The 22,800-nt window shown below is 63.6% G+C and carries 25 protein-coding genes; 13 read left to right on the top strand and 12 right to left on the bottom strand.

Annotation, left to right across the window (positions count from 1 at the left end; all coding sequences use genetic code 11):
- Positions 1 to 214: 214 nt before the first annotated feature.
- From C1H69_RS22245 to C1H69_RS22250, 3 genes are all read left to right on the top strand, one after another.
- A complete protein-coding gene (locus C1H69_RS22245; protein ID WP_102655568.1) occupies positions 215 to 1,570 on the top strand; it encodes an amidohydrolase family protein in 1,356 nt (451 codons plus the stop codon).
- A gap of 225 nt (positions 1,571 to 1,795) precedes the next feature.
- Complete coding sequence (locus C1H69_RS23725) at positions 1,796 to 1,954, top strand: hypothetical protein (RefSeq protein WP_165789565.1); 159 nt, start codon at positions 1,796 to 1,798, stop codon at positions 1,952 to 1,954.
- A gap of 132 nt (positions 1,955 to 2,086) precedes the next feature.
- A complete protein-coding gene (locus C1H69_RS22250; RefSeq protein ID WP_102655595.1) occupies positions 2,087 to 2,866 on the top strand; it encodes an IclR family transcriptional regulator domain-containing protein in 780 nt (259 codons plus the stop codon).
- A gap of 453 nt (positions 2,867 to 3,319) precedes the next feature.
- On the opposite strand, the gene aroQ is transcribed toward C1H69_RS22250, so the two are convergent.
- The 5 genes from aroQ to trmB all read right to left on the bottom strand — a co-directional run bounded on the left by aroQ (position 3,320) and on the right by trmB (position 9,517).
- Positions 3,320 to 3,763: a type II 3-dehydroquinate dehydratase gene (gene aroQ, locus C1H69_RS22255; protein ID WP_102655569.1), complete on the bottom strand. Its 444-nt coding sequence runs from the start codon at positions 3,761 to 3,763 to the stop codon at positions 3,320 to 3,322.
- Between the two features lie 40 nt (positions 3,764 to 3,803).
- A complete protein-coding gene (glnE, locus tag C1H69_RS22260) occupies positions 3,804 to 6,782 on the bottom strand; it encodes a bifunctional [glutamate--ammonia ligase]-adenylyl-L-tyrosine phosphorylase/[glutamate--ammonia-ligase] adenylyltransferase (RefSeq protein ID WP_102655570.1) in 2,979 nt (992 codons plus the stop codon).
- A 99-nt stretch (positions 6,783 to 6,881) separates the two neighbouring features.
- On the bottom strand, positions 6,882 to 7,253 hold the full coding sequence (locus C1H69_RS22265; RefSeq protein ID WP_102655571.1) for a diacylglycerol kinase: 372 nt from the start codon (positions 7,251 to 7,253) through the stop codon (positions 6,882 to 6,884).
- A 47-nt stretch (positions 7,254 to 7,300) separates the two neighbouring features.
- Positions 7,301 to 8,743 (bottom strand): D-alanyl-D-alanine carboxypeptidase/D-alanyl-D-alanine endopeptidase, encoded by a 1,443-nt coding sequence (gene dacB, locus C1H69_RS22270; RefSeq protein WP_102655572.1) that lies wholly within the window; start codon positions 8,741 to 8,743, stop codon positions 7,301 to 7,303.
- 18 nt (positions 8,744 to 8,761) lie between these two features.
- Positions 8,762 to 9,517: a tRNA (guanine(46)-N(7))-methyltransferase TrmB gene (trmB, locus tag C1H69_RS22275; protein ID WP_102655596.1), complete on the bottom strand. Its 756-nt coding sequence runs from the start codon at positions 9,515 to 9,517 to the stop codon at positions 8,762 to 8,764.
- 324 nt (positions 9,518 to 9,841) lie between these two features.
- Between trmB and C1H69_RS22280 the strand changes: the two genes are divergently transcribed.
- From C1H69_RS22280 to C1H69_RS22310, 7 genes are all read left to right on the top strand, one after another.
- Positions 9,842 to 11,719 (top strand): beta-ketoacyl synthase, encoded by a 1,878-nt coding sequence (locus C1H69_RS22280; protein ID WP_102655573.1) that lies wholly within the window; start codon positions 9,842 to 9,844, stop codon positions 11,717 to 11,719.
- Between the two features lie 85 nt (positions 11,720 to 11,804).
- Complete coding sequence (gene coaD, locus C1H69_RS22285; RefSeq protein ID WP_102655574.1) at positions 11,805 to 12,284, top strand: pantetheine-phosphate adenylyltransferase; 480 nt, start codon at positions 11,805 to 11,807, stop codon at positions 12,282 to 12,284.
- A gap of 87 nt (positions 12,285 to 12,371) precedes the next feature.
- Positions 12,372 to 12,620, top strand: coding sequence for a YfhL family 4Fe-4S dicluster ferredoxin (locus tag C1H69_RS22290; protein ID WP_102655575.1), 249 nt, complete (start codon positions 12,372 to 12,374; stop codon positions 12,618 to 12,620).
- 83 nt (positions 12,621 to 12,703) lie between these two features.
- Positions 12,704 to 14,050, top strand: a complete 1,347-nt coding sequence (locus C1H69_RS22295; RefSeq protein WP_240610048.1) for an MATE family efflux transporter — start codon at positions 12,704 to 12,706, stop codon at positions 14,048 to 14,050.
- A 119-nt stretch (positions 14,051 to 14,169) separates the two neighbouring features.
- Positions 14,170 to 15,480 carry a short-chain fatty acid transporter gene (locus tag C1H69_RS22300; protein ID WP_102655576.1) on the top strand — a complete coding sequence of 437 codons (1,311 nt, stop codon included), beginning with the start codon at positions 14,170 to 14,172 and terminating at the stop codon, positions 15,478 to 15,480.
- A 104-nt stretch (positions 15,481 to 15,584) separates the two neighbouring features.
- Positions 15,585 to 16,121: an acyl-CoA thioesterase gene (locus C1H69_RS22305; protein ID WP_102655577.1), complete on the top strand. Its 537-nt coding sequence runs from the start codon at positions 15,585 to 15,587 to the stop codon at positions 16,119 to 16,121.
- A gap of 6 nt (positions 16,122 to 16,127) precedes the next feature.
- Complete coding sequence (locus tag C1H69_RS22310) at positions 16,128 to 17,135, top strand: ion transporter (protein WP_102655578.1); 1,008 nt, start codon at positions 16,128 to 16,130, stop codon at positions 17,133 to 17,135.
- Between the two features lie 26 nt (positions 17,136 to 17,161).
- Here C1H69_RS22310 and C1H69_RS22315 read toward each other — a convergent pair whose 3' ends face one another.
- The 3 genes from C1H69_RS22315 to C1H69_RS22325 form a co-directional block, all read right to left on the bottom strand.
- A complete protein-coding gene (locus C1H69_RS22315; RefSeq protein WP_240610049.1) occupies positions 17,162 to 17,482 on the bottom strand; it encodes an I78 family peptidase inhibitor in 321 nt (106 codons plus the stop codon).
- Between the two features lie 120 nt (positions 17,483 to 17,602).
- Positions 17,603 to 17,734 (bottom strand): entericidin A/B family lipoprotein, encoded by a 132-nt coding sequence (locus tag C1H69_RS22320; RefSeq protein WP_102655579.1) that lies wholly within the window; start codon positions 17,732 to 17,734, stop codon positions 17,603 to 17,605.
- Between the two features lie 106 nt (positions 17,735 to 17,840).
- The gene (locus tag C1H69_RS22325; protein WP_102655580.1) at positions 17,841 to 17,972 is read right to left on the bottom strand and encodes an entericidin A/B family lipoprotein; all 132 of its coding nucleotides are present in this window, start codon (positions 17,970 to 17,972) and stop codon (positions 17,841 to 17,843) included.
- A 176-nt stretch (positions 17,973 to 18,148) separates the two neighbouring features.
- Between C1H69_RS22325 and C1H69_RS22330 the strand changes: the two genes are divergently transcribed.
- The gene (locus C1H69_RS22330) at positions 18,149 to 18,571 is read left to right on the top strand and encodes an HIT domain-containing protein (RefSeq protein WP_102655581.1); all 423 of its coding nucleotides are present in this window, start codon (positions 18,149 to 18,151) and stop codon (positions 18,569 to 18,571) included.
- Positions 18,572 to 18,576: 5 nt separating this feature from the next.
- Here the strand turns inward: C1H69_RS22330 and C1H69_RS22335 are convergent, their stop codons facing one another.
- Genes C1H69_RS22335 through C1H69_RS22350 form a run of 4 tightly spaced genes read right to left on the bottom strand, consistent with a single transcriptional unit; the run spans position 18,577 to position 21,247 of the window.
- The gene (locus C1H69_RS22335) at positions 18,577 to 19,617 is read right to left on the bottom strand and encodes a nickel/cobalt transporter (protein ID WP_102655582.1); all 1,041 of its coding nucleotides are present in this window, start codon (positions 19,615 to 19,617) and stop codon (positions 18,577 to 18,579) included.
- The gene (locus C1H69_RS22340) at positions 19,608 to 20,297 is read right to left on the bottom strand and encodes a DUF1007 family protein (RefSeq protein ID WP_205738590.1); all 690 of its coding nucleotides are present in this window, start codon (positions 20,295 to 20,297) and stop codon (positions 19,608 to 19,610) included. The genes C1H69_RS22335 and C1H69_RS22340 overlap by 10 nt, the downstream gene beginning before the upstream one ends.
- 42 nt (positions 20,298 to 20,339) lie before the next feature.
- The gene (locus tag C1H69_RS22345) at positions 20,340 to 20,699 is read right to left on the bottom strand and encodes a Slp family lipoprotein (RefSeq protein WP_102655584.1); all 360 of its coding nucleotides are present in this window, start codon (positions 20,697 to 20,699) and stop codon (positions 20,340 to 20,342) included.
- Positions 20,696 to 21,247, bottom strand: a complete 552-nt coding sequence (locus C1H69_RS22350; RefSeq protein ID WP_102655585.1) for a hypothetical protein — start codon at positions 21,245 to 21,247, stop codon at positions 20,696 to 20,698. Before C1H69_RS22350 ends, C1H69_RS22345 begins: the two co-directional genes overlap by 4 nt.
- 308 nt (positions 21,248 to 21,555) lie before the next feature.
- On the opposite strand from C1H69_RS22350, the gene C1H69_RS22355 reads away from it, so the two are divergent.
- Together C1H69_RS22355 and C1H69_RS22360 are read left to right on the top strand one after the other, a co-directional pair.
- Positions 21,556 to 22,029, top strand: a complete 474-nt coding sequence (locus C1H69_RS22355; RefSeq protein ID WP_102655586.1) for a Dps family protein — start codon at positions 21,556 to 21,558, stop codon at positions 22,027 to 22,029.
- Between the two features lie 192 nt (positions 22,030 to 22,221).
- A complete protein-coding gene (locus tag C1H69_RS22360) occupies positions 22,222 to 22,785 on the top strand; it encodes a type 1 glutamine amidotransferase domain-containing protein (RefSeq protein WP_102655587.1) in 564 nt (187 codons plus the stop codon).
- Positions 22,786 to 22,800 lie beyond the last annotated feature (15 nt).

Consider the following 22,800-nt stretch of genomic DNA (forward strand, 5'->3'; position numbering starts at 1 on the left):
CAATGTTCTCGTCGCGCCGCAGCGATGACCGATGGATGCACCATTCCGTTTCATGCACGACGACGGTGGCAACGAGATTGTGGAAGGCAATTTGCATGGCAAACATGACGGCACCCGATCGCCGTCCAACCTTCAACCATTCATCGGGAGTAGAAGCGGTCAGGGGAACGCCCCGGGACATTGCTCCGATCAGAGATCATATGGGGACATAACCATGGGCTATCTGATTCGCAATGCCAGGGCGATCTTTTCGTCGCAGCAATCATCGGCCACCGACATGCGACTCCAGGGCAATCGCATCACCGCACTTGGCCGTGACCTGGCGCCAATCGAAGGCGAGCGGGTGATCGATGCCAGCGGATGCGTGGTGTGGCCGGGGCTGGTCAACACGCATCATCACCTGGCCCAGTCGATCCTCAAGGGCGTTCCGCAAGGACTCAACCAACGCCTGGGAGAGTGGCTGGGTTCGGTGCCCTATCGCTTCTGGCCGAAGATCACTCCGGAACTGATGTATCACGCCGCGCGGCTAGGGCTATACGAGATGCTGCGTTCGGGCGTCACCACCTGTGCCGATCACCATTATCTCTATCACCGCGACACCAGCCCGGAGGTCGAGGCGGCGGTGTGGCAGGCGGCCGATGAACTCGGCATACGCCTGGCGCTGTGCCGCGGTTGCGCCACCGAGGCCGGCAGCCACAAGGGCATGGCACGTCACGCCATCGTACCGGAGAGCCTGGAGCTGGCGCTCGACCGCCTTGAGAGCTCGCGCCGGCGTTATCATCAACCGGCGGGTGATGCCATGCGGCGACTGGTCGTCGCACCCACCAGCCTGATCCACTCGAGCAATCCGCGGAGCCTCGACGCGCTGGCCGACTATGCGCGGCGTCATGGCTTGCGGCGCCACTCCCATCTTCTCGAGGTGAGCTTCGATGAGACCCAGGCGCAGGAAAAGTATGGCATGTCGGCCATCGACTATGCGGATGCGCGGGGTTGGCTGGGCGAAGACGTTTGGTTCGCTCATCTGGTCAAGAGCGATCCGCACGCCATTGACCGACTGGCGCAAACCGGCACCGGCATCGCTCACTGCCCAACCTCGAACTGCCGTCTGGGAAGCGGTGTCGCGCCAGTGCCCGACATGGCTCGTGCAGGGGTGCCCATCGGTCTGGGGGTGGACGGTTCGGCTTCGTCGGAGTCCGGCTCGATGTTGCAGGAAATGAATCTCGCGTGGCTGATTCATCGTGCCCTGGGCGGCCCGGAAGCCACCACTCTGGAGAGCGTGCTGAGCTGGGGAAGCGCCGGTGGTGCACGCATATTGGGACTGGACGATGTGGGTGAGCTGGTTGTCGGCAAGGCCGCCGACCTGGTGCTCTACGATATCGACCAGCCACGCTTTGCCGGCGTGCACTACCCGCTGATGGCACCGCTGCTATGTGCCGAGCCGGCCACGGTAAAATATGGCTTCATCAATGGCGAACCGGTGACCGTCGATGGGCGAGTGGCCGGCCTGGATGAAGGCGACCTGACCCGGCAAGTCCAACGCAGCGTCGAACGGTTGCTGGGCAGCGCTTGAACTCGAATCGGCTCGGACACAGATGCCGGCAGCATTCATCGCTGCTGGCATCTGTGATTTACCTGACTTTCTCATGGCCATGGGATGCCCAACTCCGCCGGGGATGTCTTGGCGGTAACTGGCGGTTTCATGGCCCAGGCGGTCACCGATTGCCAGCGACGCTGCCTGCCGCGCCAAGTAGCGTGGAAGAACCGGCCCTCTTGGTGGCCATGCGGCGGATCGTCCATGGCATCGAGATCCAACCAGACCTCCCGTGGCACCTTCGGGCAGGGACTCGAGGAAGACACCCACCAGGAGCCGATCCAGTGCGGCGGGATCGGCGACCCGCTGGTAGCGACCACGCGTTATGCACCGGACAGAGGCCTGTTTCCATTCTGTCGGTGAGATTCCCGGTCTAAAGGCGACTTAGCTTATCGCAATGGAGCCATGCTTGAACAACACATGTTCGGTATGCGAACATATGCCGCAAATGACGCCTTGATCAATCAAGCGCCGGGTCAGTCAGCGGAGGCATACGTGACAGACAAAGGAATATCGACAGAGGACCGCGACTTCGTTACTGCCCTGGCCAGCGGGCTGGAGGTGATACTGGCGTTCGACAATGCCCACCCGCGGATGACACTGAGCGAGGTGGCCACTCGAACCAGCATGAATCGTGCCAAGGCAAGGCGCTTCCTGCTGACGCTCCATGCGCTGGGCTACATGCGCAAGCAAGGGCGACATTTCGAGCTTGCCCCCAAGGTGCTTCAGCTTGGCTATGCCTTCCTCTCGGCCAATAACTATCGTAGTGTCATCCAGCAGGTGCTGGAGGACATCACGCTCGAGATCGGGGAATCATCTTCTCTGGGCGTGCTTGATGGTGACGACGTTATCTATGTGGCCCGCTCCTCGGCCCGTCATCGATTATTGGCAATTACCCTGTCGGTGGGCACCCGCCTGCCGGCCGCCCTCACCTCTCTGGGCCGCGTCCTGCTGGCCCAGCTTCCGGATGCTGAGCTGGATGCCTTTCTCGAGCAGGTGAAGCTCGAACGCCATACCGACAAGACCATCGTCGACAAGGCGGAATTGAAACGCCGTATCCTCGATATACGTCAGCAGGGCTATGCGATTGCAGACCAGGAGCTTGATTCGGGCCTGCGCTCCATTGCAGTGCCCGCCTTCGATGCCAACGACAAGCTGCTCGGCGCCATCAACATCAGTACCAATGCTGCCCGGGTCGACTACGAGACCCTGAAGCAGCGGTACCTTCCGCTACTGCAGGAAAAAGCCCGGCAGATCCGCACCACGATCAGTTGAGCCACGAACCTGGGGCGCCTCGGAACTAGTCGGTCGGATGCCCATGCCCTGGCCCATCGCGTTCCAGGTGCGCCACCCAGCCATTCCGCCGTTTCCTGGCAGTGCGCCGGCTGGACATGTACCAGGAAACTGGCGATATGCAGGGGATCGTTCGACATGGGCCATTTCCTCATTTGTCATTCTGATGGCGTCGTTGGGGCACTGGGCAAGACAGGCACCACAGCCGGTACGGGCCTCGCTATCGAGCCGAGGCCTTGGCGGTCGCCCCAACGTCAGGGGTAAAGCGGATAGCAGGCCGTGATGCAGGCATCGCAGCGCACGCACCGGGCGGTGAAGTCGTCACTGGCCCAGGGGGGCCGCCGTACCGGGCCTTGCCAGCACTTGTTACACAAACACAACGAAGCGGGCCCACCGTTCTTTTGGCGGGCCCGAGAGAAGTGGCGAAACAGTCCTTCAGGATTTCGAGGCCGCCTTGATCACCGCATCCAGGGCGGCCAGGTAGCCCTGGCCGCCAAGGCCGGCGATCACGCCATCGGCCCGCAGCGAAACGTAGGAGTGGTGCCGGAAGCTTTCGCGCTTGTGCACGTTGGAGAGGTGCACCTCGATGACGGTCCCCTCGAAGGCATTGAGCGCATCGAGGATCGCCACCGAGGTATGGGTATAAGCGGCGGGGTTGATGATGATCGCCGCGGTACCGTCGAGGCGCGCCGCCTGGATGAGGTCGATCAGCTCGCCCTCGTGGTTGCTCTGCCGTGCCCTGATATCCCAGCCGTTGACCGCGGCTTTCTCGTAAAGGGAGTTGTTGATGTCGTCCAGGGACTCGAAACCATAGATTTCCGGCTGGCGTGTCCCCAGCAGGTTGAGGTTGGGGCCGTGGAGTACCAGTGCCTTGTTCATCGGACTCTCTCTTCTGATGTTGGCGAAATCGGTTGAACTCTCATGTCGACGGCTCGAGCAGTCGCTGCCACACGTCGATCACGGCCTGTCGGTGGGCCTGGAAGTCCTCACTGCGGCCGCGGGCCGACTCACGTGTCAGCGAAGCCCGGTGAACGGCGCTGCGGTAGGCCAGGTAGGCCTCGCGCAGGCACCGACAGTCATCGTCGGGCAGGCGACCGGTGGCCTCGAGGGTCTCGAGGATGCGCATGTTATCGCTGTAGGCCAATAGCTCGGGTGTCTCGCTGCCCATCGAGAGGACGGCGAACTGGCAGAGAAACTCGATATCGACCATGCCACCCGCGTCGTGCTTGAGGTCGAAGCCTTCGGCATCCCTGCTGCCCAGGTGATCGCGCATCTTGTGGCGCATCGCCACCACCTCCTTGCGCAGTGCCTCGACATCGCGGCTGCGTCCCAGTATCTCGCGACGCACCGCCTCGAATCCTTCGGCAATAGGCGGATACCCGGCCACCACGCGGGCCCGCACAAGCGCCTGATGCTCCCAGGTCCAGGCCTCGCGGCGCTGATAGTCGGCGAAGGCGCTGGTCGACGTGACCAGCAGCCCGGCACTGCCCGAGGGGCGCAGGCGCATATCCACCTCGTAGAGCGCGCCTGCCGGCGTCACTGCGGTGAGCAGGTGAATGATGCGCTGTCCCAGGCGGGTGAAGAACACCGGCGTGTCGATGGACCGCGCGCCATCGGTACTGCCGCCGGAGTCGGCATCGTGAATGAAGACCAGATCGAGGTCCGAGCCATAGCCCAGCTCGATGCCACCCAGCTTGCCATAGCCGACGATCAGGAACTCGGGCTCGGCTCCGGCGCGGGAGCCATCACGCCGCAACGGATAGCCGTGCTTGCGCACCAGGTGGCGCCAGGCCATGGCCAGCACCGCCTCCAGCAGCACCTCGGCGATATGGGTGAGGTAGTCGCTGACCTTCATCAGATGCCGGGTGCCGGCGATGTCGGAGGCGGCAACCCGCAGCACATGGGCGTGCTTGAAGACACGCAGCGCCTCCAGGTGGGCCTCGTCGTCATCCTCGGGAATTCGACCCAGGGCCTGGCGCAGCTCGTCGGCGAGTCGTGTCTTGTCGGCGGGGGTGTAAAGTGTATCCGGGGTCAACAGCTCGTCGAGCAGCAGCGGGTAGCGCGCCAGCTGCTCGGCGATCCAGGGGCTGGCGCTGCATAGCCCCATCAGGTGGCCCAGCGCCTCGGGGTTCTCGCGCAGCAGTGCCAGGTAGGCGGTGCGCCGCAGCACGGCCTCGACCAATGGCAGCACACGCTCCAGTGCGATATCCGGCAGCTCGCTTTCGGCAACCGCCCCCAGCAGCAGGGGCATCAAGGCATCGAGTCGCTCGTAGCCGATGCGCTGCATGGTCTGCACCTGACGGGACTGGCGCAGCGTGGTGAGGCGTCGCAACGCTGTCTCCGGGTCAGCGAACCCCGCCCCGGCCAGTAGCGTTCGGGCTTCTTCCTCCTCGAGCTCGTCGTGCCATAGCGACCGCCAGTCATCCAGGGAAGAGATACCATGTTCGGGACTCCTGGCGGGTCCCTCCATCTCCGCTTCCGGGTCGGCAATCACCGCATCGAAGTGCTGGCGTACGCGGGAGCGAACCTCGTCAAGCCGTGCCATCACGGCCGGCCAGTCCGCCATGTCCAGCGCCAGCGCCACGCGCTCCCGGGCCTGGTCGTCGTCGGGCAGGCTCTGGGTCTGGCGATCCTCCAGTGCCTGCAGGGCATGCTCCAGGTCACGCAGGAAAACGTAATCCGGCATGAGCTCGTCGGCCACCGCCTGGGGCAGAAGCCCCAGGCCAGGCAGCCGTTCCAGCGCGGTCTTGAGCGAGGTGACCTGCAACTCGGTGTCCCGCCCTCCGCGAATCAGCTGGAAGGCCTGGACCACGAACTCGATTTCCCGAATACCACCGGGGCCGAGCTTGATGTTGGCCTGCATGCCCTTGCGCTTCACTTCGCGATTGATCAGCGCCTTCATCTCGCGCAGCGACTCGATGGCGCCGAAATCCAGATACCGGCGGTAGACGAAGGGGCGCAGATTCGCCAGCAGTTCATCACCCGCATCCAGGTCCCCGGCCACCGGCCGCGCCTTGAGCATGGCATAGCGTTCCCATTCGCGGCCCTGGTCCTGGTAATAGCCGGCCAGCGAGGCGAAGCTGCCGACCAGCGGGCCGCCCTCCCCCAGCGGTCGCAGCCGCATATCGACGCGAAAGGCAAAACCGTCCGCTGTCACGGCGTCCAGGGCCGTGATCAGGCGCTGGCCCAGCTTGGTGAAGTACTCCTGGTGCTCCAGCGACTTACGCCCACCCTGGGTCTCGCCCTTCTCGGGAAACGCAAAGATCAGATCGATATCCGAAGAGAGATTCAACTCCCCCGCACCGAGCTTGCCCATACCCAGCACCACCAGGTGCTGCCCACTACCGTCGGCCCGCGCAGCGGGCCGACCCCAGCGCGGTTCGAGATACGCCTCCAGCCAGTACAGGGCCCCGTCCAGGCAGAGTTCCGCCAGCCGGGACACGGCGGCACTGGTGTCCCACATGTCGACATCGGCCGGGCGTGTCAGGTCGCGCCATACGATGCCCATCATGCGGGCACGGCGGAAGCGCCGTATGGCCGACTGCATGGCGGCCTCGTCGTCAACCGCCTCCAGCCGCTCATCGAGCCAGTCACGCTGCACCTCTGTGCCCGGGGCCTCGTCAAGCTCTCCACTGGCGTCCAGGTGCAGCAGCCAGTCGGGATGGCGCACCAATGAATCGAGGACGAAATCGGAAATGGCCAGCACCCGGGCGAGCTGACGGCGACGGCCGTCGCCGAGCGCCACCCAGCTCTCGGATGGCGGCTCCTGTCCGGTCAGCTCGGCGACACTGTCGGCCTGGGCCAGACTGTCATGCAGGCGCTGCCAGGCTTTGGCCAAGGCTGGCCTGAGCACGGCGGGAACGTCATCGGTGGGCAGAAAGTCGTCGGGAAGGGGCATCGCCAGCTCGCCTTGTCATAACTCGGGTGCTTCCAGCATAACGAAGGTCGGCATCGCAGGCACTGCCACGAGGCCGGGAAGTGCCGACTATCGTGCTACCTAGGCAAGAAGCTTCTGCCCGATGAGCAGAGCCCAGGTCAGCCCGGCAAGCAGCAGCGCCAGCATGACGGCGGCCGAGCCGATGTCCTTGGCGCGACCGGATAGCTCATGGTGTTCGGTGCCGATACGGTCCACCACACTCTCGATAGCGCTATTGAGCAGTTCCACGATCAGCACCAGCAGGCAACTGCCCAACAGCAGGATCCACTCCACCGGCCCGTCGCCGATCCACCACGCCAGCGGTACCAGCATCACGCACAGGGCCAGCTCCTGGCGAAAGGCCGTTTCATGGCGAAAGGCGATACGCAGCCCCTTGATCGAATAGCCGGTGGATTTCACCAGATGACGCCAACCCGTGCTCCCATGCTTCATGATGACTTCGTCCTGCCTCGGCTCGTTGGTGCGGTTCGGAGTAACCCTCAATGGCTGTCGATCATGCGTTCCAGATCCACGGCCAGCGGGTCGAGTACCTGGGCCCAGTTGAGCCAGGGGGTCGTGGCGGTGCCATTGACCAGCACACTGAAGACGCCCCATCGCCCCGAACGGGTACGAAAGTAGCCACTGACCGCGCGCACGGCAACCGGTTGATTGAGCGTACCGGTCTTGAGCATGACGTGATCCTGGAAGGTGGGCGAGCCTCGGCGAATGAAATTGGCCACGCCGGTGGCTGGCGACTGGAAGCTGGCCACGAAGCTCGGAAAGAGCGCCGTACGGTGGAACATGCTCTCCAGCATCACGTTGGCCCCGTGAGCCGAGATGCGGCTTTCCGGCGTCAGGCCGCTGCCACTGCGCAGCTCCAGCGGGCCGTGGTCGGGAATGCCGCCAACGAAGTGCTCGATGACTTCTCCGCCCTGGAGCAGAGTGCTACGTGGGGTGTCGACCAGATTGAGCGCCAGCACATCGGCCATGAAATTGTTGGAATAGTTCATGGTGCGCAGGAGCAATTCCTGCAACGGCTTGCCGTCGACCGCCGCCAGGGTGCGCGTGGCAGCGGACGGCTCCTCGACGCTGGTGGCATATCCCTGGCGCACCACGATGCCGGCCTGCTCGAGCATGGCTGCCATGGTGCGGGCCGTCTGCCGGGCGGGGTCGCTGCTGGCGCGGTAGACTTCGCGTGGCGAGGCGTTCAGGGAAATCTGTCCGCCCAGCACCATGGTGTCTTCACCCTCGCGGGTGACGCGCTCGGCGCTGAACTCGGTGCCACTGTTGGGTGGGCGAGTCTCGACCCGGTTGTCGATACCGACGATCGGCGACTGACTGTCGCAGCTGGTGACCCGTGCCGGCTCGCCGGCAGCCGCTCCGGGAGCCACGCTGACGCACCAGCTGCCATGATTGACACCCGCCGAGGAGAGTAGCGCACTGTAGGCGTTGGCTGTCCGTGAACTGGCCTGGCAGCGGTCGGTGGTGATGCACTCCACCGGTCCGAAGCGCCATTGACTGACCACCAGGCGGCCCGCCACCTCGCGCACGCCATGCTGGTGCAGACGCTGGGCCAGGCGCCACAGGTCTTCGGTGGCCAGGGCTGGGTCGCCACCTCCCTCGAATATCAGGTCGCCAGCCAGCACGCCATTGCCGTCGAGCTCGACATCGCTGACCAGGCGCGTGGTGAAGCGGTGCTGGGGACCCCAGCGGTCCAGCGCCGCCGCCGCCAGATATGCCTTGGAGACCGAGGCCGGCGATAGCTGGCGCTGGGGTTCGATGGCACCCAGCACTTCACCCGGTGCGCCGCCATCACCCAGCAGCCTTGCTTCGGCACCGATCAGAAATCCGCTTTCGGCCATACGGCCGAGTTCAGTGAAGCCCGCTCCCAGAGCCGTCAAAGGCATGAATAGACCGCACAGCAGGACAAGGCGACGCAACATGGCAATAGGAACCTCGAATCAGGAAACAGTGGACCTGCATGTGCCGCCGGTCATGGGTACCTTATCCAGCGAAGCAGCCGGTACCAGACCGGGAGCGTGGGGCAGGCTGGCCGTCAGGCACCAGAGTGACTGACCGCTGGTGTGATACTTCCGTTCAAAAGGCGTGAGACAACCGTCATCGGGTATGTGGGGCTGCACGGCGACCTCGATCCCCGTTGCCTGCTCGATGGCCAGGGCGAACTCTTCCAGGTAGAGACGCCAGTTGGAACGAAGCTCGAGCCGCCCTCCCAGTGCCAGGATAACGGAAAAAACCGGGTGGCCATGCCAGCGCATCTTGAGGTGCGCCGCCTTGGGATAGGGATTCGGATAGAGCAGGTAATGGTGTGCCGGCTGCCAGCCGGCCGCCAGCGCCAGTCGCCAGAAATCCACCAGGTCGGCACGCACCAGCAAGCCGTTGTCAGGCAGGGCGCCGTGATCGCGCGCGAGCCGGTCGGCGCTTCTGTCCACGCCAATGACCACATGGTCGGGAAAGCGGGTGGCCAGCCGACGCGTCGACAGCCCGACTCCGCAGCCGGCATCGAGGATCAGTCGCGTCCGGCGGAAGCCATCGGGCTGACGAGCGCCAAGCCATGTATCCGCCTGCTCGAAGGCCAGGCGGGTATGGATGGCGACCGGCTTGCGAAACGGATGGCTCAAGGCTCGCTCGACGCGTCGTGTCAGATCCTGATGCGGACCCGGCTGATTGGTCACGATAGTACGAGAAGTGGCGTGCATGCGGCTCAGTTGAATCATGTGCGAAAGCTGACCATTCTAGCAGCCGTATCGTGACGCGCGAGGCGTAAATAAAAATGGCGCGCCCCCGAAGGAACACGCCCACATACCCACTCGTATGACTCAAACAGCACGTGAAGGATAGCTCGATCACCGCCCCATTTCAAACGTTCGTTTTTTCGCAATGGCTGTCCTGTCCTGTTCCGGGAGCCCATGACGGGGTCCCGAACCGGGTGCTATGATCGCCAATCTCATACTTATAACAGCGACTCGCACAAACAGCACAACGAGGAAAGCGGCTTGTCACACTTACCGGTGATCGTCGGCATGGGCGGCATAAACGCCGCCGGTCGAACTTCTGGCCATCAAGCCTTTCGTCGCACCGTTATCGATGCCCTGACCGATGACGACCAGCAGACGCTCCTGCTGGGCCTGGCTGCCCTGATGGGGCTGGGTAGCCATCGAGACGGCGCCTGGCATGATGTCCACGGCCAATCTGTCAGCCCAGCGACGCTGGCCGAGCGGTGCCGCGGGCAGGTGCTGGACCACACCCTGATCCGGCGTATCGAAGACCCTCGCTTCCACGACGATGGCCTGCCAGGCAACCGCCGGGCCAGCCTGGAACTTGGGAGCGAACTGACGTTCCGCATCCGCCGACGCCAGTTGCCCGAGCGTCTGCCCGCCACCTGGCAGGTTCGCGAGGTGGACCGCCATGTCCTCGAGGTCACGGTGCCTGCCGGCGACCTGGACGTGATGCTGCCAGAGACCCGGCAGGCCCAGGTCCGCGCGGCGGGACAGCTGCCTAGCGGTTTCAACCCCAGTCGCTATTATCGCAGCGTGCATCATCCACGCGGTTTGTCGATGTCGATCTTCGCCGCCAGCGACTGCCTGGGCAGCAGCGGATTCGAATGGGAAACCCTGCGCGACCGCCTCGATCCGGACGATGTGGCCGTCTATGCCGGCAACTCCATCGGCCAGCTCGACGACGAAGGCTGGGGCGGGCTGCTCAAGAGCTTTGTCTCCGGCAACCGGGCCACGTCCAAGCAGATGCCGCTGGGCTATGGCCAGATGCCGGCCGACTTCCTCAACGCCTACGTACTGGGCAGCGTGGGCGGCACCGGCGCCGTCCTCGGGGCCTGCGCCAGCTTCCTCTACAACCTGCGCCTGGGGGTGGAGGATATCCGCAGCGGACAGCGCCGTGCGGTCATGGTCGGCACCTCGGATGCGCCGATAACGCCGGAGATCATCGAAGGCTTTCGTGCCATGGGGGCACTGGCCGACGACGAGAGCCTCAAGGCGCTGGATGCCCTGGAGCTGTTGACCGATGCGGATTATCAGCGAGCCTGCCGCCCTTTCGCCCGTAACTGCGGCTTCACCATCGCCGAATCCAGCCAGTTCATCCTGTTGCTGGACGATTCCCTTGCCCTGGAGATCGGCGCCGAGATCCTCGGCAGTGTACCGGCCGTCTTCGTCAACGCCGATGGCTGGAAGCGCTCGATCTCGGCCCCCGGTATCGGCAACTACATTACCCTGGGCAAGGCGGCCGCCCTGGTACGGGACATGCTCGGTGAAAAAGCGCTGCGGGAACGTACCTTTCTCCACGCCCACGGCACCAGCACTCCCAAGAATCGCGTGACCGAGTCCCATGTCTTCGACCTGGTCGCCAAGGCACACGATATCCATAGCTGGCCCGTGGTGGCCGTCAAGGCCTTCGTCGGCCACTCCCAGGGCAGCGCGGCCGGCGACCAGTTGGTCAGTGCCCTCGGCTCCTTCGCCCAGGGCCTGCTGCCGGGCATTCCAACCCTGGATGCCGTCGCCGAGGACGTGTATGCCGAACGACTCTGCTTTTCCCGCGAGCCTCAATCCTTCAGCGCCGACGCCGCCTTCATCAATGCCAAGGGGTTTGGCGGCAACAATGCCACCGGCGTGGTGCTCTCGCCGGACGTGACCGAGCGGCTGCTGCTGCAGCGTCATGGTGAAGCGGCCCTGACTGCCTGGCGAGAGCGCCGCGAGGCGACCCGGGAGGCAAGCCGGGCCTACCTGGCCAAGGCCGACCATGGACACTATCAGGCTCGGTATCGCTTCGGCGAGGGCGTTCTGGAAGGGCCTGAGCTCGATGTCAGTGTGGAACGCATTCTTATCCCGGGCTTCGCGCGGCCGGTCTCGCTGGTGGTGGACAACCCCTTCGGCCAACTGGACGAGTGACCCTCCGTGGCCGGGCAGATATTGTCGGCTCGGCCACGGGCGGTTACCCTGAGCCCCCTTGAGTCCTGCAAGTGAGCCGAGCGCCATGAAGACAGCGGTCTACCCCGGCACCTTCGACCCCATCACCCACGGCCATTTCGACTTGATCGAGCGTGCCTCGCACCTCTTCGACAATGTCGTGGTGGCGATCTCCGCCAGCCCCGGCAAAGGGCCCGCCCTAGACCTCGGGACCCGCATCACCCTGGCCCGGGAAGTGGTGGCCGAGCTCGGCAATGTCGAGGTCATCGGTTTCAATGGCCTGCTGACCGACATGATGATCGAGCAGAAGGCATATATCATATTGCGCGGCCTTCGTGCGGTATCCGACTTCGAGTACGAGCTGCAACTGGCCAACATGTACCGTGCCCAGGCGCCCGAGCTGGAAAGCGTCTTCCTCACCCCGGCGGTGGAAAACTCCTACATCTCCTCCACCATCGTGCGGGAAATCGCCAAGCTCGGCGGCGATGTCACACGGCTGGTCCATCCCAGGGTCGCCGAGACGCTGCGAAGCCATTACAATACCTGACCAGAATGCTCGGCCATACACGCCGATAGGCATCATCCAGGGCGAGGCCAGCCTCGCTGGCCACGCCTTACTCGCGAGGTAGCCCTCATGGCACTGATGATCACCGACGAGTGCATCAACTGCGACGTCTGCGAGCCCGAATGCCCCAACGGCGCCATCTCGGCGGGTGAAGAGATCTACGTTATCGACCCCAACCTGTGCACCGAGTGCGTCGGCCACTACGACGAACCCCAGTGCCAGCAGGTGTGCCCCGTGGACTGCATTCCGCTGGATCCGGAGCGCAAGGAAAGCCGTGATCAACTGATGGAGAAGTACCACATCATTACCGCGGCATAGGCCACTCCGCTCACGCACGGGCTGTTGCGTCGTGGTCACGCGCACGCCATGCTGCAGCGTTTCGTCAATCATCGGAACAGGCCGTGGCCTCCCAGGATCTCGTGACACCCTCCGCCGCCCGACGCCGCATCTGGACGCTGGCCTGGCCGATCATCCTCTCGAATATCACCGTGCCACTGCTGGGTCTGGTGGATACCGCCGTGGTCGGCCACCTGCCGGACTCCCGTTACCTGGCGGCGGTGACGCTGGGCGCCACCCTGTTCAGCTTCCTCTATTGGGGCTTCGGCTTCCTGCGCATGGGTACCACCGGGCTGACCTCCCAGGCGACGGGGCGCGAAAACGACAGCGAGGTACGAAACCTGCTGGGCCAGTCGCTGCTGCTGGCCATCGGCATCGGCTTGCTGCTGATCCTCTTTTCCCAGCCGCTTATCGGCCTCGGCCTGTGGCTGCTGGACGGCAGCGAAGTGGCGACCGGACTGGCTGCGGAATATGCCCAGATCCGCATCCTCTCGGCGCCCGCCGTGTTGGCCAACTATGCGATTATCGGCTGGTTCCTGGGCCAGCAGAATTCCCGGGTCACCCTCGCCATCCTGGTCCTGACCAATGGTGTCAATATCGTCCTGGACCTGCTCTTCGTGGTGGGTTTCGGAATGACCAGCGATGGCGTCGCCTGGGCGACGGTCATCGCCGACTACACGGCGCTGGCCTTTGGTGCCTGGCTGGTCAGCCGTCAGCTGAAACTGCTGGAGGGGCGTTTCCTGCGTGAGCGGCTGCTCAAGCTCGCGGCCTATGCCAAACTGTTCCAGGTCAATGCCAACCTGTTCGTGCGCACCCTGGGCCTGCTCTTTGCCATGGCCTTCTTCACTTCGCGAGGCGCCGTGCAGGGAGACACGATGCTGGCCGCCAATGCCGTCCTGCTGCAGTTCATCATGTTGACCTCCTATGCGCTGGACGGCTTTGCCCATGCCGTCGAGGCACTGATCGGTCGCTCGGTAGGGCGCCGCCGCTGGGATGAATTCGGCGCTGCCGTGCGCTCGGCGGCCTGGTTCTCGCTCATGACCGCCGCCACGGCATCACTGGTCTTTGCTCTGGGCGGCCACTATCTCATCGCGATGTTGACGAGCCTACCGGAGGTGCGCGACACGGCGGGCTCCTATCTGCCATGGATGGTGGTCATGCCGCTGATCGCTGTCTGGAGCTACCTGTTCGATGGGGTCTTCATAGGGGCTACCGCCACCCGTGAAATGCGCAACAGCATCTTCGTCGGGCTGGCGGTCTACCTGCCGGCATGGTGGCTCACCCAGGGCTTCGGCAACCACGGCCTATGGCTGTCGTTCCTGCTCTTTGCCCTGGTGCGCTCGGCCGTACTGTCGGCTTATTTCCTGCATTATCGCCGCACGCGCTGGCAATCGGTGCCCCGTACCCTTTGACAAACCCCTGCGCCCGCCTCACCGTTGACCCGTCGAACAGGGCAACTTCATGAGGTTGCGCTATTTTTCTGAGACGACCCCGACAGCAACTTCCACAACTTAGAAGAAGCGAAACCGCCATGCTCAAATTCCTGTCCAGGCCTGCCGTGAGGCTGGTCGACCGTTACTTGCCCGACCCCTTCATATTCGTGCTATTGCTGACCATCGCCGCCGCTGCCGCTGCCATCGCCGTCGAACGCCAGACGCCATTGGCAGTGATGCGCTTCTGGGGTGACGGCTTCTGGAACCTGCTCACCTTCTCGATGCAGATGCTGCTGGTACTGGTCACCGGCTTCATGCTGGCCAGCTCGCCTCCGGTCAAGCGGGTGCTACAGCAGTTGGCCGGACGGGCCACGAGCGCTGGCGGGGCTATTATCCTGGTTACCCTCGTCTCCCTGGTCGCCAGCTGGATCAACTGGGGCTTCGGGCTGGTAGTCGGCGCCCTGTTCGCCAAGGAGCTTGCCCGTCTGGTGCGCGTCGATTATCGCCTGCTGGTGGCCAGCGCCTACTCCGGGTTCGTGGTATGGCATGGTGGACTTGCCGGCTCCATTCCGTTGACCATCGCCACCGAAGGCCACTTCACCGCTGACCAGATCGGCGTGATCGGTACCGGCTCGACCATTTTCGCCTTCTTCAACCTGGCGATCGTGGTCTGCCTGTTTATCAGTATCCCGCTGGTCAACCGGCTGATGCTGCCCGACGAAAAGGACAGCGTCTATGTGGACCCGAAGCTGCTGGATGACGGACCCGAGGCACGCGCACGGGTGACACGCCCGGCCGAGCGCCTGGAAAACAGCGTGACCCTGGCTTGGCTGGTGGGCATCCCGGGCGTGATATTCCTGCTCGATCACTTCATCCTGCGGGACGGCAGTCTGAACCTGAATGTCGTCAACTTCATGTTCCTGTTTCTCGCCATCGTGCTGCACCGCACGCCCCGCAGCCTGCTCGAAAGCCTCAACGAGGCGATCAAGGGTGGAGCCGGCATCGTCATCCAGTTCCCCTTCTATGCCGGCATCATGGGGATCATGGTGCAGTCGGGCCTGGCCGAATCCATGTCCCAGGGGTTGATTTCGTTTGCCACCGAGACATCGCTGCCGTTCTGGACCTTCATCAGTGCCGGCATCGTCAACCTGTTCATCCCCTCGGGTGGCGGCCAGTGGGCGGTGCAGGCTCCCGTCATGCTGCCGGCAGCCGAGGCCCTGGGCGTGGATGTGGCACGAGTCTCCATGGCCATTGCCTGGGGCGACGCCTGGACCAATCTGCTGCAGCCGTTCTGGGCCCTGCCGGTACTGGCAATTGCCGGGCTGAAGGCCAAGGACATCATGGGCTTCTGCCTGATCCAGCTGTTCATCACCGGCATTATCATCTCCGTGGGCCTGACCTGGTTCTGAGCCGGTCGTGAGCCGCCTATCGGGCTGACATGGCGCCTTGCCCACGAGTCGTGACAACCGGGGCAAGGCGTTATGCTGTCAGGACAACACCACAGGACATCGCTATGGATCACCACGACCTGCCCGGTCAGCATGAATTGAGCATGACCGTGCTGATGACCCCCGATATGGCCAATTTCAGCGGCAAGGTACATGGCGGGGCCATCCTGAAGAAGCTCGATGAAGTGGCCTATGCCTGCGCCAGCCGTTACTCCGGCCATTACGTCGTCACCCTGTCCGTCGATCAGGTACTGTTCAAGCAGCCGATCCACGTGGGCGAACTGGTCACCTTCCTCGCCAGCGTCAACCATGTCGGCCACTCCTCCATGGAGATCGGCATCAAGGTGGTGGCCGAGAACATTCGCGACAAGGTGATACGACATACCAACAGCTGCTATCTGACCATGGTGGCCGTGGACTCGAACGGCCAGCCGGCCAGGGTGCCACCGCTCAAGCTGGCGACGTCGCTGCAGAAGCTACGCTTCGAGAAGGCCACCCTGCGCAAGACGTTGCGCAAGCGGGCGGAAGAGGAAGAGCACCGCACCCAGAAGGACCACTTTGCCAGTCAGGAACCCAAGCCTGGCCGGCACGGAGACGAGTAAGGCGCCATGTCCCATCCCACTCCCGATCTCGGCAGTTCCTCTTCCTCGCTGGAACGCATCCATCTGGTCTGGGATCTGCTCATCATCCTTCTGGTCGTCACCAACCTGGCGCTGCTGCTGTTCGACAGTCTCTTCCTGCTGCCGCCCCTGAACGCGGCCTTCGAGGCAGTTGCCCCGGGGCTGCACAGCGCCTATGACCGTCACATCCATGACAACTTCATCGCCATCGACCTGGTCTTCGTGGCGATCTTCGTCCTCGATGTCCTGCTGGGCTGGGCGGCGGCCATCCTGGAGCGTCGCTACCACCGCTGGTTCTTCTACCCTTTCGTGCACTGGTACGACGTGTTGGGCTGCATTCCGGTCGGCGGCTTCCGGCTATTGCGGATACTGCGCGTCATTTCGCTGCTGCATCGCCTGCATCGGCTGGGAATGATCGATATCCGGCGGTGGCGGGCCTACGCCTTCCTGGCCAAGTACTATGACATCCTGGTGGAGGAGCTGTCGGACCGGGTCGCCCTGCGGCTGCTGGGCAACATCCAGGACCAGGTACGCAGCAGCGATTCCCTGTCACGGCGTATCACCGAAGAGGTGGTGGTACCTCGCAAGCAGCAGCTCATCCACGAGATCAGCCGGCGCCTGGAGGATATGGCCGATAGCGCCTACCGGGCCAATCGCGCGGATATGATGCGCTACATCAGCGCCCTGGTGGGGCGAGCCCTGAGGGAGAGTCCCGAGATCAAGCGTCTCAAGCGTCTGCCGCTGGGAGGGCAGGTGGCCAAGGCGCTGAATGAGTCACTGAGCGACATTGCCTGTCGCCTGGTCCATGAAGCGATGGAGGGACTCCACTCGCCGGACTTCAATACTCTGGTGGAACACCTCGCTGAAAGCGGCCTCGATGCCTGGTTGAGAGTCGACGAGCATACCGACCAGGTCACCGAACAGGTGCTGATCGACATGCTGGAGTTGATCAAGGCACAGGTGGCCCAGCAGCGGTGGAAGGAGCGTTACGAGTAAACAAGCCGGCCGTTGCCGGTCGGCATCTAACCACAGCCGATATCGGTGATGACCTCGTTGTCATCCACACGGACGTTGAGACGATCGGCACGGTACTCGAGGGTGTAGGCATGGCCAGGGCGCATCACGCGAATCGTTCCGGCACCGCTTTGCTCCCGCATCGACTCGCCAAGCGCTTCGTCGAACTGACGTCCCACCCGATCCTGCACCCGGCTCGCGCCGCAGGTGTCGCCCTCTTCACTGACGCGAGGAGGTTCCGGCGCAGGCTCACGCGGGCCATTCGTTTGGGTCATGGCGGTACAACCCGTTATCAGCAGCAGGCTGACTAGTGACAAGAAGGACTTCATGGGTATGGCCATCGCGGGGCCTCAATGGCAAGTCGTGGAAATACAGGAAGGCTGCCCGATCGGGACACACAGGCATGCCCTTCGGCATGCCTGTGTAATGCTCGATCGGTCAAACAGTCCTTACTGCGCGGCATCCTGAACGGCTTCACCGCCTCGCTCGACATCCTCCCCGGCCCCATGCATGGTATTGCAGCCTGCGAGGGCACCGGCAGTCATCAGCAGGGCGAAGCTAAGGGCAATGGCTTTCTTCATGGTCGTTTCTCCTTGAAAAAGTACAGGGAATCTCCATTCCTTTCCTTGAAGCAATGGCCTCGTTCAGCCTAACAGGACTCGCCTCATCTTGCACAATTGCCCAAGCTCAGCTTGCCTGGCGCTGAATCGCTTCGCCGCCCCTTTCGATATCCTCACCGGCGCCACGCATGGTATTGCAACCACTGAGCAGTGATAGTGCGAAGATCGATACCAGTAACAATGCCATTATCCGTTTCATGCTTGCCTTCTCCAGTGGGCAGGACTTCTGCTTCTCTAAATCTAGCACCGACTGCACGCCGCTGCGCTAATTAAGACACAATGCGGCGCTTCGCTTCCGGGGGGCTTTTCTCAATGCGGCTGTGTCATGATGGAGGCTTCGCGACAGACAGCGCGGTATGACGACAGGGGGAAGCCATGGTGTCCATTGAACTCGATGAGCGACTGGTACAGGACAGTTACCCGGTGACCGAGCTGCCGCTGTGCCAGCTGCGGCTGATGGATGATACCCGCTTCCCCTGGTTGATTCTGATACCGCGTCGCGGCGGAGTCAGCGAGGTATTCGACCTGGACGAGGCCGACCAGCAGCAACTCTGGCGGGAAGCCGCCACGGTCGGCAAGATGCTGAAGACCCTCTCCGGGGGCGACAAGCTGAACGTCGCCAGCCTCGGCAACGTGGTTGCCCAGCTCCATGTCCATGTCGTTGTCAGGCACAGAGGCGATGCTGCCTGGCCGGCACCGGTATGGGGGCATGGCGAAGCCGTACCCTACGACCTGGACAGCCTGGCCGCCATGCGGGGCCATCTTCTGGCTCAGATCGAGGTTCTCACGCTGAGATAGACGGCTCAGCCACTCCCGAAAGGGCTGCTCCGGGGAGGCGACTCGACCCCGGCGCTGCGAGAGGGCGGCTCCCCGAACAGCGGGGCCGAGGCGGGTTGCGTCACACCGGTCACGGAGAGTGACACTCCCAGCGCCAGGATGGCCAGGCCACCCCCCAGGGAGGCCCAGCCCAGAACTCGGCCAGCCCGCTGCACGTTGCCTTGGCGCGCCAGCCGACGCTCTGCCCAGCCACGCGCCACGACACTGGCAAGCGCCAGGCCCGACACGGTCAGCGCCGTACCCAGCGACATCACCAGCACGGCTGCCACGCCGACCGGAAACTGCCCCAGAAGTGAGGCTGCGCCCAGCAGCAGCACACCGCCACTGCAGGGACGAACCCCGATGGCCGCCACCGTGGCCAGTGCAGTCCGCCAGTCCGCGGCCTGTTGCGGGTCCACATGGTGGTGCCCCCCGCAGCAATGTTCATGGCCATGATGAGGATCCGCCGCATGGTCGGCAGCGACGTGCGTCCGGTGGGGGTAGCCGTGCGCCGCGGCGGGCACGGGCCTTCTCAACTGACGAATGGCACGCAGGCAGAGCCAGGCCCCCAGCAGCGCCACCATCAGGAAGCTGGCCTGCTCGACCCAGACCACGCTACCCATGGCTTGCCGTGTGACCCAGCCCAGGCCATGCACCAGCACGACGACCAGGCTGATCGCCACCATCCCCTGCAGCAGCGAAGCGGCGAAGGAGAGCGCCAGGGCTCGGCGAATCGCACCGCCCTGGGAGAGCAGGTAGGTGGTCAGCACCGCCTTGCCATGGCCAGGCCCCGCGGCATGAAAGACCCCGTAGCCGAAGCTGATGCCCAGCAGTGCCGCCCAGGTACCCGGCGAAGGAGTCCCGGAAAGTTCGGTGATCGCCATGGTCAGGGCGCGGTGGAAATCCCGCTGCCAGGATACCAGCTGCAGACTCAGCGACTGGAAGCCACCCTGGAAGGCCAGATGGAACAGCAGAGCCGCCAGTAGCAGGCCCGCCCCGGCCAGCCACCATTTGCCCTTCACTCGCATGTCACCTCCCCGGTCTCGGCAAAGTGGCGACCCAGCCCCGGCTCGGCTTCGTCGGTGATATCCAGCATGGCGGCTTCCATCACGCGCTCGGGATCCGGATCGGCAGGCAGGATTCGTGTCGTGCACGACAGCTCGCCATTGACCACCAGGGCATCGTCGAGAGGGGTGTTGCCATCCGCCTCATGCACCACTTCCAGATAGTAGGTCGGATCGAAGACCTTGTAGTTCAGGGTCTTCTCGTTCAATGCCCGTGGCGAGGCCAGGGGCAGCAGGAAAATGAACTCGACTCGTCCCCCACGCGCCATGACGGTGTATTCGGTCACCTCCCCCACGGCTAGCTTCTCGTCGCCCAACCGCAGCTCGGTGAAATAGTCGTGGGGTGCCAGGTTGGCGCGTATCTCGCCACCGAGCTGGTCCAGGCCGGCCTCCAGCCCTTCTTCACCCGCGGCCTGCGTGAGCTCCTCGATCAGCACCAGGCTATAGAAGGGGTCCATTCGCCATGCTTGATGCAGCCCCTCGAGGTGCCCCTGGTCATCGAGGATCAATCGCATGCGGATGTCGATCCAACCATGCGGATGAGCCTGAACCAGTGCCGGAGCAAGCAGCAGCATCAAGGCTGCCAGCCCGGCCGGCCAGCCCCCTCCTTTCCAGCATACCGAAAGGTCACGTGGTCGCGTCATAAGCGTCTTGAAGGGCTCGTCGTCGGGGTAAGCGTTTCACTGTCAGGGGCCCAGCCCCAGCCTGGATTGCAATGCCGCCAATAGGGGATCAAGCAGGTGGGGCTGCAAGGGGCGACCGCCCCGTGTCGCAGTGAAAGAGGCACGGGCAGCGTCACCTTCCGGTGTGACCTGCAAACGGACCTGGTAGCCCGGCCAGCGGGCAAGGGCGGCATCGACCCGCCCTAGCTCCGCATCCGCATGCCGAACCACGTACCCCTCTTCCATCAACAGGGCCACGGCCTCACGCAGCGTCTCCTCGGGCGTGGCGGCAAGCGTGAGCTCCCGGGGCTCGGGAGCCGGAGCGGCAGTGACACAACCTGCCAGTAGCAGGACCGTCAGCAGGATGACGAAACGGCGCATCATGAATCCTCCCCGGCACGAGCAGTGGTCATGGCGTTGCGAAGCTGGGTACAGAACCGGGCATCGCTGGCACTGCGCGACTCGCGAATCTCGCCTCGCCAGTCGATGACCTGAATATCGCGGCTGACCCGAACCCAGCTGTCATCGGCCACCACCGAGACACGTTCCAGGCGAGTGGCATCGTGCATGATGCGTCCGCCTCCACCGCCGAAGCCAATCATCACCCCGCTGGAAACACCGCCCCGGCCGCCTCCCACGCCATAGCCGCCAAAGAGGCCCAGACGATCACGCTCATCGAAACCGCCGTAGCCGGGCACGGTCCGGGTACGCTCGGCATTGACGAGCCCCAGCGTCAGCTCGGTATGACGAACCACGAACCCGTCGTTCTCGAGTGCCGTGAGTGCGCGACGCACCCACTCGTCCGCCTCCGTTCCGTCGGCGTCCCAGCGGCACTCGGCGGCCGGCCGCGGCTCGGCCGATGGCAGCACCGCAGGCGATATCTGACAACCAGCCAGCACCAGCAGGCAGGGTAAAAGCCACCAAGGACGCATGGGCACTCTCCATTTCATGTTGCTCGCAGTCTACGCGGCGCATGGCGCCATGTAACCGCTGTGAATACCACGAGCAGACCAGACCGCTCCTTCTGAGTCTCGCTGCGCCACGGGGTTCCCGCAAGGTCGAAGCCAGTGCGGCAAAGCACCACAGCCCCTTGAAAGGCACGAGTACCACCGGCATGTGATCAATGTGCGCTATGAAAGCGATGATCAGATTTTGCTTATCGGATTCCCCCCGTCCTCTTACACTGGGGGTCCTGACGAATCCGACTGCCAACCATATCCTGCGAACTAAGGAGCTCCGCATGACAGATATCAACTCCATCGGCCTGCACGAAGACAGCGCCAGCCAACTTGCCGAAAAGCTCAACGCCCTGCTGGCCAATTACCAGATCTTCTACATGAACGTGCGCGGCTACCACTGGAACGTGAAAGGACCACAATTCTTCGAACTGCACACCAAGTTCGAGGAGTTCTACACCGACCTGCTGGTCAAGGTCGACGAGGTTGCGGAGCGAATCCTGACCTTGGGACACAAGCCCGTCCATGCCTACAGCGATTACGTGTCCATGTCGGAAATTCGTGAAGACAAGGACGTGCATGACGGCGGAACCTGCGTTCGCGGCGTGCTGAAGGGCTACCAGACCCTGATCGAACTGCAGCGCGAGATCCTGTCCCTGGCTTCGGATGCCGATGATGAAGGCACCGCCGCGCAGGCTGGCGACTACATCCGCGAGCAGGAAAAGACCATCTGGATGCTCAACGCCTACCTGGGCTGAATGCTCCCGGCTCACCCGCACCAGGCCGAGCGCCGCCGCCCACCGGGCGGCGGCGCTTGCATTCGGCCTGTCACCCAGGGCAAAGATGGGTGACGTTTCCCTACATTTTCACCCTTGTGATCTTTCGCGCTCACCACAACGATAGGAAATGAAGGCACGCTTGCCGTGTACTTGGATCACAAGGAGGTAGCCATGAGCCAGAAGCTCAACGGAAAGAAGGTCGCCATTCTCGCCACCGACGGTTTCGAGGAATCGGAGCTTTCTGAACCCAGGGCCGCGCTGGAGCGCTTCGGCGCCACGGTTCATGTGATCGCTCCCGGGAAGGACAGTATTCGTGCCTGGGCAGGGTCGGACTGGGGCAAGCCCCATGACGTGGACGAGCGCCTCGAAGAGGTAAAGGCCGACGACTACGATGCCTTGGTACTGCCGGGCGGACTGTTCAATCCGGATGCCCTGCGCCAGAACGAGCAGGCCCTGGCATTCACCCGCCAGTTCTTCGTCGCCCACAAGCCGGTGGGCGCCATCTGTCATGGGCCGTGGGTACTGATCAACGCCGGCGTGGCCAAGGGCCGCCGCATGACCTCCTATCCCTCGGTCGAGCAGGATCTCCGCAACGCCGGCGCCGAATGGGTGAACCGGGAAGTCGTGGTCGACAGCGGCCTGGTCACCAGCCGCAAACCCGACGACCTGGAAGCCTTCTGCGCCAAGCTGATCGAAGAGATCGGCGAAGGCAAGCACAGCCGCCAGCATGCCTGACCCACACCGCATGTC

It is taken from the genome of Billgrantia endophytica (assembly GCF_002879615.1).
In the GTDB taxonomy this organism is placed as follows: domain Bacteria; phylum Pseudomonadota; class Gammaproteobacteria; order Pseudomonadales; family Halomonadaceae; genus Halomonas; species Halomonas endophytica.

Coding starts and splice junctions, on each gene's coding strand:
- C1H69_RS22245 (WP_102655568.1), top strand. CDS start 215: ATGGGCTATCTGATTCGCAATGCCAGGGCGATCTTTTCGTCGCAGCAA.
- C1H69_RS23725 (WP_165789565.1), top strand. CDS start 1,796: ATGGCATCGAGATCCAACCAGACCTCCCGTGGCACCTTCGGGCAGGGA.
- aroQ (WP_102655569.1), bottom strand. CDS start 3,763: ATGAACAAGGCACTGGTACTCCACGGCCCCAACCTCAACCTGCTGGGG.
- glnE (WP_102655570.1), bottom strand. CDS start 6,782: ATGCCCCTTCCCGACGACTTTCTGCCCACCGATGACGTTCCCGCCGTG.
- C1H69_RS22265 (WP_102655571.1), bottom strand. CDS start 7,253: ATGAAGCATGGGAGCACGGGTTGGCGTCATCTGGTGAAATCCACCGGC.
- dacB (WP_102655572.1), bottom strand. CDS start 8,743: ATGTTGCGTCGCCTTGTCCTGCTGTGCGGTCTATTCATGCCTTTGACG.
- trmB (WP_102655596.1), bottom strand. CDS start 9,517: ATGCACGCCACTTCTCGTACTATCGTGACCAATCAGCCGGGTCCGCAT.
- C1H69_RS22280 (WP_102655573.1), top strand. CDS start 9,842: ATGGGCGGCATAAACGCCGCCGGTCGAACTTCTGGCCATCAAGCCTTT.
- coaD (WP_102655574.1), top strand. CDS start 11,805: ATGAAGACAGCGGTCTACCCCGGCACCTTCGACCCCATCACCCACGGC.
- C1H69_RS22290 (WP_102655575.1), top strand. CDS start 12,372: ATGGCACTGATGATCACCGACGAGTGCATCAACTGCGACGTCTGCGAG.
- C1H69_RS22300 (WP_102655576.1), top strand. CDS start 14,170: ATGCTCAAATTCCTGTCCAGGCCTGCCGTGAGGCTGGTCGACCGTTAC.
- C1H69_RS22305 (WP_102655577.1), top strand. CDS start 15,585: ATGGATCACCACGACCTGCCCGGTCAGCATGAATTGAGCATGACCGTG.
- C1H69_RS22310 (WP_102655578.1), top strand. CDS start 16,128: ATGTCCCATCCCACTCCCGATCTCGGCAGTTCCTCTTCCTCGCTGGAA.
- C1H69_RS22315 (WP_240610049.1), bottom strand. CDS start 17,482: ATGAAGTCCTTCTTGTCACTAGTCAGCCTGCTGCTGATAACGGGTTGT.
- C1H69_RS22320 (WP_102655579.1), bottom strand. CDS start 17,734: ATGAAGAAAGCCATTGCCCTTAGCTTCGCCCTGCTGATGACTGCCGGT.
- C1H69_RS22325 (WP_102655580.1), bottom strand. CDS start 17,972: ATGAAACGGATAATGGCATTGTTACTGGTATCGATCTTCGCACTATCA.
- C1H69_RS22330 (WP_102655581.1), top strand. CDS start 18,149: ATGGTGTCCATTGAACTCGATGAGCGACTGGTACAGGACAGTTACCCG.
- C1H69_RS22335 (WP_102655582.1), bottom strand. CDS start 19,617: ATGCGAGTGAAGGGCAAATGGTGGCTGGCCGGGGCGGGCCTGCTACTG.
- C1H69_RS22340 (WP_205738590.1), bottom strand. CDS start 20,297: ATGACGCGACCACGTGACCTTTCGGTATGCTGGAAAGGAGGGGGCTGG.
- C1H69_RS22345 (WP_102655584.1), bottom strand. CDS start 20,699: ATGATGCGCCGTTTCGTCATCCTGCTGACGGTCCTGCTACTGGCAGGT.
- C1H69_RS22350 (WP_102655585.1), bottom strand. CDS start 21,247: ATGCGTCCTTGGTGGCTTTTACCCTGCCTGCTGGTGCTGGCTGGTTGT.
- C1H69_RS22355 (WP_102655586.1), top strand. CDS start 21,556: ATGACAGATATCAACTCCATCGGCCTGCACGAAGACAGCGCCAGCCAA.
- C1H69_RS22360 (WP_102655587.1), top strand. CDS start 22,222: ATGAGCCAGAAGCTCAACGGAAAGAAGGTCGCCATTCTCGCCACCGAC.